The sequence below is a fragment of the Pseudomonas sp. GV085 genome (assembly GCF_003050925.1).
Taxonomy (GTDB): Bacteria; Pseudomonadota; Gammaproteobacteria; order Pseudomonadales; family Pseudomonadaceae; genus Aquipseudomonas.
Genome location: NZ_QAOV01000019.1, coordinates 97,357 through 105,434, shown reverse-complemented (window position 1 = coordinate 105,434; position 8,078 = coordinate 97,357). Strand labels below are relative to the sequence as shown.

At 58.9% G+C, this 8,078-nt stretch carries 9 protein-coding genes; 6 read left to right on the top strand and 3 right to left on the bottom strand.

Features of this window, described 5'->3' with window-relative positions; all coding sequences use genetic code 11:
* Nucleotides 1-1,072 precede the first annotated feature (1,072 nt).
* A complete protein-coding gene (locus C8K63_RS28045) occupies nucleotides 1,073-2,047 on the top strand; it encodes a L,D-transpeptidase family protein (RefSeq protein ID WP_108219650.1) in 975 nt (324 codons plus the stop codon).
* Between the two features lie 122 nt (nucleotides 2,048-2,169).
* Here C8K63_RS28045 and oprI read toward each other — a convergent pair whose 3' ends face one another.
* Nucleotides 2,170-2,421: an outer membrane lipoprotei OprI gene (oprI, locus tag C8K63_RS28040; protein WP_003199355.1), complete on the bottom strand. Its 252-nt coding sequence runs from the start codon at nucleotides 2,419-2,421 to the stop codon at nucleotides 2,170-2,172.
* Nucleotides 2,422-3,059: 638 nt separating this feature from the next.
* Between oprI and C8K63_RS28035 the strand changes: the two genes are divergently transcribed.
* Complete coding sequence (locus C8K63_RS28035; RefSeq protein ID WP_057397257.1) at nucleotides 3,060-3,347, top strand: GNAT family N-acetyltransferase; 288 nt, start codon at nucleotides 3,060-3,062, stop codon at nucleotides 3,345-3,347.
* 71 nt (nucleotides 3,348-3,418) lie between these two features.
* On the opposite strand, the gene C8K63_RS28030 is transcribed toward C8K63_RS28035, so the two are convergent.
* Together C8K63_RS28030 and C8K63_RS28025 are read right to left on the bottom strand one after the other, a co-directional pair.
* Nucleotides 3,419-4,495, bottom strand: coding sequence for a 3-deoxy-7-phosphoheptulonate synthase (locus tag C8K63_RS28030; RefSeq protein WP_108219649.1), 1,077 nt, complete (start codon nucleotides 4,493-4,495; stop codon nucleotides 3,419-3,421).
* A 188-nt stretch (nucleotides 4,496-4,683) separates the two neighbouring features.
* Nucleotides 4,684-5,127 carry a PilZ domain-containing protein gene (locus C8K63_RS28025; protein ID WP_108219648.1) on the bottom strand — a complete coding sequence of 148 codons (444 nt, stop codon included), beginning with the start codon at nucleotides 5,125-5,127 and terminating at the stop codon, nucleotides 4,684-4,686.
* Here C8K63_RS28025 and C8K63_RS28020 point away from each other — a divergent pair.
* From C8K63_RS28020 to C8K63_RS28005, 4 genes are all read left to right on the top strand, one after another.
* The gene (locus C8K63_RS28020) at nucleotides 5,126-5,512 is read left to right on the top strand and encodes a co-chaperone YbbN (RefSeq protein WP_108219647.1); all 387 of its coding nucleotides are present in this window, start codon (nucleotides 5,126-5,128) and stop codon (nucleotides 5,510-5,512) included. The genes C8K63_RS28025 and C8K63_RS28020 overlap by 2 nt on opposite strands.
* The gene (locus C8K63_RS28015; RefSeq protein WP_108219646.1) at nucleotides 5,509-6,462 is read left to right on the top strand and encodes a putative 2-dehydropantoate 2-reductase; all 954 of its coding nucleotides are present in this window, start codon (nucleotides 5,509-5,511) and stop codon (nucleotides 6,460-6,462) included. Before C8K63_RS28020 ends, C8K63_RS28015 begins: the two co-directional genes overlap by 4 nt.
* A gap of 25 nt (nucleotides 6,463-6,487) precedes the next feature.
* Complete coding sequence (locus tag C8K63_RS28010; protein ID WP_108219645.1) at nucleotides 6,488-7,393, top strand: 5'-nucleotidase; 906 nt, start codon at nucleotides 6,488-6,490, stop codon at nucleotides 7,391-7,393.
* A gap of 95 nt (nucleotides 7,394-7,488) precedes the next feature.
* Nucleotides 7,489-7,992: a universal stress protein gene (locus C8K63_RS28005; protein WP_108219644.1), complete on the top strand. Its 504-nt coding sequence runs from the start codon at nucleotides 7,489-7,491 to the stop codon at nucleotides 7,990-7,992.
* The last annotated feature ends 86 nt before the right edge of the window (nucleotides 7,993-8,078 follow it).

Sequence of the window (8,078 nt, the reverse complement as noted above, 5' to 3'; positions counted from 1 at the left end):
TTTTTTCAAACCGCGCTAGAACTTCTGTCCACATCGTTTTCGTCACCCTGACTGGTTTTTAGGGGATTCTAAACGAAGACCTTGAAAGGGCTGGCCTTTACGGCGAGTCCCTTTTGGCAAACGCCCCAAAAGGAACCAAAAGGTCTCGCCCCGAACGTACGGCCCCTCGCTTAGGCTCGGGGTTCCTTCGCTCCGGTATTCATCCGGGGGCATTGCCCTCCGGTCGGCTTCGCTTCGACCTACATGCAATGAGTTCGACTGCGTCGAACGGCGCTGCGCGCCAATCCCCGGATAAACACCTCCACTCAGCCTGCCGAGGGGGCGGGTGGATCAAGGTCAAAAGCTGCAGGCGAGCTAACGCTCGGCCTGTTGAGTGGTGAGAAGCGTGGGTGTACGCCGGTCTGCCTTTGCTTTTCTGTAGGAGCTGGCTTGCCAGCGAAGGCGGCCTGCCAGCCGACCTGATTTCGTGGATGGATCACTGCGTAGGAGCTGCCGAAGGCTGCGATCTTTTGCTCTTGTATGTCAGGAATAAAGCCAACAGATCGCAGCCTCGTTGCACTCGACAGCGCCTACGGGGAAATGCGTACGCATGAAGAACCAGGCCGGCCGGTAGGCCGCCTCGGGCGCTGTTGCGGTGTACGCCCCCTCGTGAGGCCGAGTGGAGGTTCTGCGCAGTGGGCAACCCGGCATGGATGCCGGGTTAGCCGCGCACGGCCATGGATGGCCGATCGCGGCGGGCCCACGGAGCAGGACCGGAGCGAGGGCATGCCGAGCCACAGCGAGGCACCGAATGTCAGGGGCAAGAGCGTTTGGTTACTTTGCGCTTTTCAAAGTGACCCGCTGTAAGAGCGGAACCGCCAGAGGCCGTTACCGCAGCAACGGATATGTACACCTACAAAACACTCATCGCCCAGCACACAGCCATCGCGAGCAGGCTCGCTCCCACAGGGATCGAGGACAATCGCAAAATCTCCTTGCATTACCTGCAATCGGGCCATCTCCCCGAAATAACGGACAGCGGTGTACAATCGCGTGCTTATACTCTCAGTTGATCATGCGAAGGATTTTCCGGATGTTGTCGCGCTTTCCTGCCGTCACCCGCTGCCTGACACTTGCCGCCCTTTTGGTGGCCGGTCCCGTTGCAGCATTGGAGTTTCCCCTGCCACCGCCCGGTGAAGACATCATCGGCCAGGTGCAGGTGATCAAGGCCAAGTACGAAGATACCTTCGCCGACCTTGGTACCGCCTACGATCTGGGCTACACGGAAATGGTCGCGGCCAACCCGGGTGTCGATGCCTGGTTGCCAGGCGTCGGCACGGAAATCATTCTGCCGACCCGCTTCATCCTGCCACCAGGCCCGCGTGAAGGCATCGTGATCAACCTGGCCGAGTACCGCCTCTACTACTACCCGAAAGGCAAAAACGTGGTGTACACGTTCCCGCTGGGTATCGGTCGTGAAGGCTGGGGCTCGCCGATTGCCCACACCAGCATCACCGCCAAGACGCCGAACCCGACCTGGACGCCTCCGGCTTCGATCAAGGCCGAACACGCAGCCGACGGTGATCCGCTGCCCAACGTCGTGCCGGCCGGCCCTGACAACCCGCTGGGGCCGTTCAAGTTCACCCTGGGCACACCGGGCTACCTGATCCACGGTTCGAACAAGAAGTTCGGTATCGGCATGCGCACCAGCCACGGTTGCTTCCGCATGTTCAACAACAACGTGCTGGAAATGGCGGGCATGGTACCGGTCGGTACGTCGGTGCGGATCATCAACGACCCGTACAAGTTTGGCTTGAGTGGCGGCAAGGTCTATCTGGAGGCGCATACGCCGCTGGACGACAAGGGCAACCCGTCGGTGGTCGACAAGCACACAGCGGTCATCAACGCGATGCTCAAGCGTGAAGACATCACTAACAACCTGCGCATGAACTGGGATGTGGTGCGTGATGTGGTTGCCGCTGAAGACGGCCTGCCGGTGGAGATTGCTGTGCCGGGCAACAACGCTGCACCGATGGTGTCGAGCACTCCGGTCGACCTGATGCAGTAAGCTTGTAAGGAACCCGTCGGCGCGGACCGCGTCGACGGGTTTTTTATTGCCCGGAGAAACGCCGGGCAATAAAAAAGCCGACCCAAAAAATGGGTCGGCTTGATAACAATCCCGAAGGACTATTACTTGCGGCTAGCTTTGTCCAGCATGCGCAGAGCACGCTCGTTAGCTTCGTCAGCAGTCTGTTGTGCTTTTTGAGCAGCAGCCAGAGCTTCATCAGCTTTACGGTAAGCTTCGTCTGCACGAGCCTGGGAGCGAGCAGCTGCGTCTTCAGTAGCGGTCAGACGTGCTTCGGTTTCTTTCGATGCGCTGCTGCAACCGGTAGCCAGAACTGCGGCCAGGGCCAGAGCAGAGAATTTCAGAACGTTGTTCATCGTGTTCCCCTTCAAGGACTTTCTATTAAGTAGCTATCTCCTCCGATTGAGGAAATAGCCGGCGTACATACTACCTATTACTTGTAGTAAGTAAAACTGACGTGACGCAAGAAGCAAAAAAAATTGTAGGCGTTGATTCTTTTTCGAGCAACTTTTAACTGAACTGATTAAAAAACATCCAGCTGCAAGGCCCGTGGCTGAGCCAGCTGACGAGAAAAAGTTCCTTGGGTATACCGCTCTTTTTCCAGTCTGGCTAGAGCCGCCTACATGGATTCGCCTACACTTTTGTTCGGCTTTTGCGTAGCGCCCCTCAATATCTTTCTCGATATTCAGGTGACTTTAACAATGGGCGCTCGTCTTAAGTCTCAACATCCGGCAATGTTCAGGCTATCGACCCGGAGTGATCTTCGGTCGAGCCATTCCTGCGTGATCCGGAGCAGCACCCGCCAACCCGCACGATGACGAGCGCACCTTGAGCATTTCTGCCAATGGTGCCTACTATTTGTAGGTGCTCGGTAGCGCGAGATCGGTGCAGCTCTTCTCGGTGTCCATTCAGGCACGGGGTGGCGTAGATGTTCCTTCGCCGGAAAAACATCGGTAAGGTAGGGGTCGGAATTCCAGACCCGCGAGGAGTAGTGATGAGCGAGGCGTTGTCCATCCACCATGACCAGGCTGGTCATCAGTTCGAGACCATTGTGGACGGTCATCGTGCCTATCTGACCTATATGGATCTGGGGAAGCAGACCCTGGATATCTATCGCACCTTCGTGCCCAACGCGTTGCGTGGTCGCGGTATTGCGGCAGCCTTGACCGAGAAGGCGCTGGAGTACGCGGAGGAAATGGGCTACACCGTCATTCCATCGTGTTCCTACGTCGAGCGCTACATGGAGCGTCACCAGCGGCATGCGGCCAAGCTGAGTCAGTGACCTTCAATAAAACGAACGTATAAAAAAACGCCGGGTTTAGTCCGGCGTTTTTGTGTGTTCGCTAAAAGCGATCAGCTGCGATCGCGTTTAGGCAGTACATCCCTGAGCTTGGCATGCATGCTGCGCAAGGTGTTTTCGGTCGCGGTCCAGTCGATGCAGGCGTCGGTGATCGACACGCCGTATTGCAGGTCGGCGAGGTCTTTCGGAATCGCCTGGCAGCCCCAGTTCAGGTGGCTTTCAACCATCAGGCCGATGATCGATTTGTTGCCCTCGAGGATCTGGTTGGCGACGTTTTCCATCACCAGCGGTTGCAGGGCCGGATCCTTGTTGGAGTTGGCGTGGCTGCAATCGACCATGATGTTCGGCTTGATCTTCGCCTTGTTCAACGCCTGTTCGCAGAGCGCAACGCTGACCGAATCGTAGTTCGGCTTGCCGTTGCCGCCGCGCAATACCACGTGACCGTAGGCATTGCCCTTGGTGGTCACGATCGACACGCCACCTTCCTGGTTGATGCCCAGGAAGCGGTGTGGGCTGGAAACCGACTGCAGGGCGTTGATCGCCACGGTCAGGCCGCCATCGGTGCCGTTCTTGAAGCCGACGGCCGAGGACAGGCCGGAGGCCATTTCACGGTGAGTCTGGGATTCGGTGGTGCGCGCGCCGATGGCCGACCAGCTGATCAGGTCCTGCAAGTATTGCGGGGAGATCGGGTCGAGGGCTTCGGTGGCGGTCGGCAGGCCTTTTTCGGCCAGGTCCAGCAGCAACTGGCGACCGATGTGCAAGCCGTCCTGGATCTTGAACGAGTCGTCCAGGTACGGGTCGTTGATCAAGCCTTTCCAGCCGACGGTGGTACGTGGCTTCTCGAAATAAACGCGCATGACCAGATACAGGGTATCGGACACTTCGGCAGCGAGAACCTTCAGGCGCTCGGCATACTCATGGGCGGCCTTGATGTCGTGGATCGAGCAAGGCCCGATGACAACGAACAGGCGGTGGTCGGTGCCATCCAGAATGTTGCGAATGACTTCGCGGCCCTTGGTGACGGTGCGCAGTGCGGCGTCGCTCAGGGGAATATCGCGCTTGAGCTGATCGGGAGTGATCAGAGTCTCGTTGGAGGCGACGTTTAGGTCGTTGATCGGTAAATCAGCCATCGTTTACTCGTCAGGTCACGGGTGCCGGCCGCCAGCGAACCCGCGCGGCGGAGCACAGCAAATTAAGCGCGTCGGGAAGCCGAACCTTAGCGCGTTACACCGTGGCTCGACAATGGGCAGACACCGGTTTAGGGGCCATTCTCAGTGAGTTTTCCCCAACGTGACCGGCAAACGCTTCGGCAATACCCCTAATCCGGCACAGGCTCGGCAAAAGCCCTTTGCACCGAATCGTGAGAGAACTCGTCGGCATGCTCCTGGACCCATTCGAGGGCCAGGGCCTGGATATCCTGCAAGTCGTCATGGGTGTCATGCAGGCGGCAGTAGCGTTCGATCTGGCACACCTGCTCGCCCATTCGGGCGCTGAACAGCGTTTGCTCGTCGACAAAGGCGATGCCCACCAGATAACCGCGTTTGCGCCGCAGGCACCAGGCGACATAGCCCAGATAGCGCATGTCCGGGTTCACGGTCGGCATGCGTACCTCCAGCGCCGTGCCGTAGCGCCACGCGCGGTGATAATTGCAAGCCATGCCCCCGAGACTGATAGTGTGCAGCTGTCGTCGCGAAATACACTCAGGTTTCAGCAACGTTAATTCGACGGGAACATCGTCAGGGTGAGGAATAAAACGTCCCATGAACACAGACTCCATGTGTCGGCCATCTGACATTGTTCTCCCCAGTATAGTGGTCGAATTGGAACTGACCGATTTTGACGCCGACCAACGGCTGCTGGCGATGAGCGGCGTATCGCTGGTTATTTTCACCAGTGTCGGCTGCGCCGGTTGCCGTTTTGCCCGTGAGCAATTGCCGACACTCGACCTGGCAGTCGATCGACTGTGCTGGATCGATGCCGGCAACAACGGCGGGGTGGTCGAGCGTTATCAGGTCTTTCACTTGCCGGCGCTGTTTGTTGTTCGCGACGGCGAATTCTTTGGAGCACTGAAATCCCGCCTGACCGACACCGAGCTCAATCGGGCGGTGCGCCAGGCGTTGAGCCGAACAGCAGAGGAGTTGCCATGATGGGGACAGTTGCCAGGCCGAGAATCGGCATTATCGGGACCGGCGCAATCGGCGGTTTCTACGGGATGATGCTGGCGCGTGCCGGTTTTGATGTGCATTTTCTGCTGCGCAGCGAGTTTTGCGCCGTGGCCGAGCACGGGTTGCAAGTCGATAGCGCGCCCCACGGTGCGCTGAAACTGAACCCGGTGCAGGCTTATTCGAACGCCGAAGACATGCCGCTCTGCGACTGGCTGCTGGTGGGCGCGAAAACCACCAGCAATGCAGGCCTGGCACCCGCCATCCTGCAAGCGGCGGCACCGAACGCCAGGGTACTGCTGTTGCAAAATGGCCTGGACGTCGAGGACAGCCTGCGTGAGTTGCTCCCCGATTCGCTGCATGTGCTCGGCGGGCTCTGCTACATCTGCGTCCATCGCGAGGCGCCGGGCGTCATCACCCATCAGGCGCTGGGCGCAGTGCACGTTGGTTATCACAGCGGTCCCGCCGACGGGCCGGCACGCACTGCGATTGTCGAGGAGGGTGTCGGGCTGTTTCGCAACGCCGGCCTCGATTCCCAGGCCATGGCGAATTTGTATCAGGCGCGTTGGCAAAAACTGGTCTGGAATATCCCGTACAACGGTCTCTCGGTGTTGCTGGGAGCGAGCACCACACCGTTGATGGCCGATGCCGACAGTCGTGAACTGATCAAGGCGCTGATGGCTGAAGTGGTGCAAGGCGCAGTCGCGTGCGGGCACGGTGTACCGGCGGGGTATGCCGAGCACCTGTTCATGGTGACCGAAAAAATGCCTGACTACTGGCCGAGCATGTACCACGATTTCCTGCACAAGCGACCGCTGGAGCTGGCCGCGATCTACGCCCGGCCACTGGCGGCCGCCAGGGCCGCGGGGTGTGAGATGCCGCGCATCGAGGCCTTGTATCGCAGTTTGAGTTTCATTGATCGACGAAACACCTGAGTCGACCGACCTGAGGGGGAAGGGCATGCCAAAGGCAATTGACGACAAACTGGTGCTGGCGATTTCTTCGCGGGCGCTGTTCGACCTGAGCGAAAGCCACAAGGTCTATCTGTCGAGCGGCGTCGAAGCCTACCGGCAGTATCAGATCGAACACGAAGACGAAATCCTCCAACCCGGCGATGCCTTTGCGTTGGTGCACAAACTCCTGAACCTCAACAATAGCCTTGGCCGTGCCCGGGTCGAGGTGATTCTGGTGTCGCGCAACAGCGCCGACACCGGGCTGCGGGTATTCAACTCAATTGACCATTATGGCCTGGCAATCTCGCGCGCGGCCTTTGTCGGCGGGCGCAGTCCGTATCCCTACCTCAAGGCCTTTGGCTGCGACCTGTTTCTCTCGACCCACGCCGAAGACGTACGCAATGCACTGGACGCCGGGTTCGCCGCGGCGACCATTCTGTCGGGCGGTGCCAGTCGTGCGGCCAGCGACGAATTGCGCATCGCCTTCGACGGAGACGCGGTGCTGTTTTCCGATGAGTCGGAGCGCATTTATCAGGCCGGTGGTCTGGAGGCGTTCCAGGCCAGCGAGCGTGAGGCCGCCCGTGAGCCGTTGCGCGGCGGACCGTTCAAGGGCTTTCTCGCCGCCCTCAATCTTTTGCAGCGTGAGTTCCCGGAGGACGCCTGTCCGATCCGTACTGCGCTGGTCACGGCGCGATCGGCGCCGGCCCATGAGCGAGTGATTCGCACGTTGCGCGAATGGGACATCCGTCTCGACGAGTCGCTGTTCCTCGGCGGCCTGACCAAGTCAGCCTTTCTCGAAGCCTTCGCGGCCGATGTGTTTTTCGACGATCAGGCCGGCCACTGCGAATTGGCCCGTGAAGTCGTCGCCACCGGTCATGTGCCCCATGGCATAAGCAACGAGCAAAAGGTTTAAGCCCGCCGTTCAATGCGTTGCGCCGCACGTCGCAGTCGCCAAGGCACTGCTAAGCTGAATCAAATCTCCGCCATGTTGGCAGTCGAGGAGGTCATATGATTCGTTCGATGCTGTATGCCACTGACCTTGGCCTGTACGCGCCCGTGGTGATGCAGCATGCCCTGGAGCTGGCCCGGATCTTCAATGCCGATTTGTATGTGGTGCATGCGGTTGAACCCATGGGGTTGTTTGCTGAATCGGTGCTCGAAAGTTATCTCGATGAACAGGCGCTGAACGAGTTTCACAGCCAGGGCCTGAATACTGTGATTGCCAGTATCGAGCAGCGTGTGCTCGACAGTTTTCGTGAGGAGTTGGGGGATGAAGGGGAGCACGATCTGGAGCGGATTCAGGCAGTACGGGTGCTGCAGGGCGACCCATCGCAGGTGATTCTGGACCAGGCGCAGAAACTCTCCGTGGATTTGTTGATCGTAGGAAGTCACAGCCACGGTGCGGGTGCGGAAACGCCTCTGGGGCGAACCGCCGCCCGTGTGCTGCAACTGTCCAAGGTACCGGTCTATCTGGTGCCGCTGATGCAACGTCGTCGGCAAGGGGATCGCTAGAACAGAATAATGGCAATTTGATAAAAAAGTTCTAGATTTATTCTTCGTACCATTAATATAGTTATATACCGTCGCTGATGCCCGTG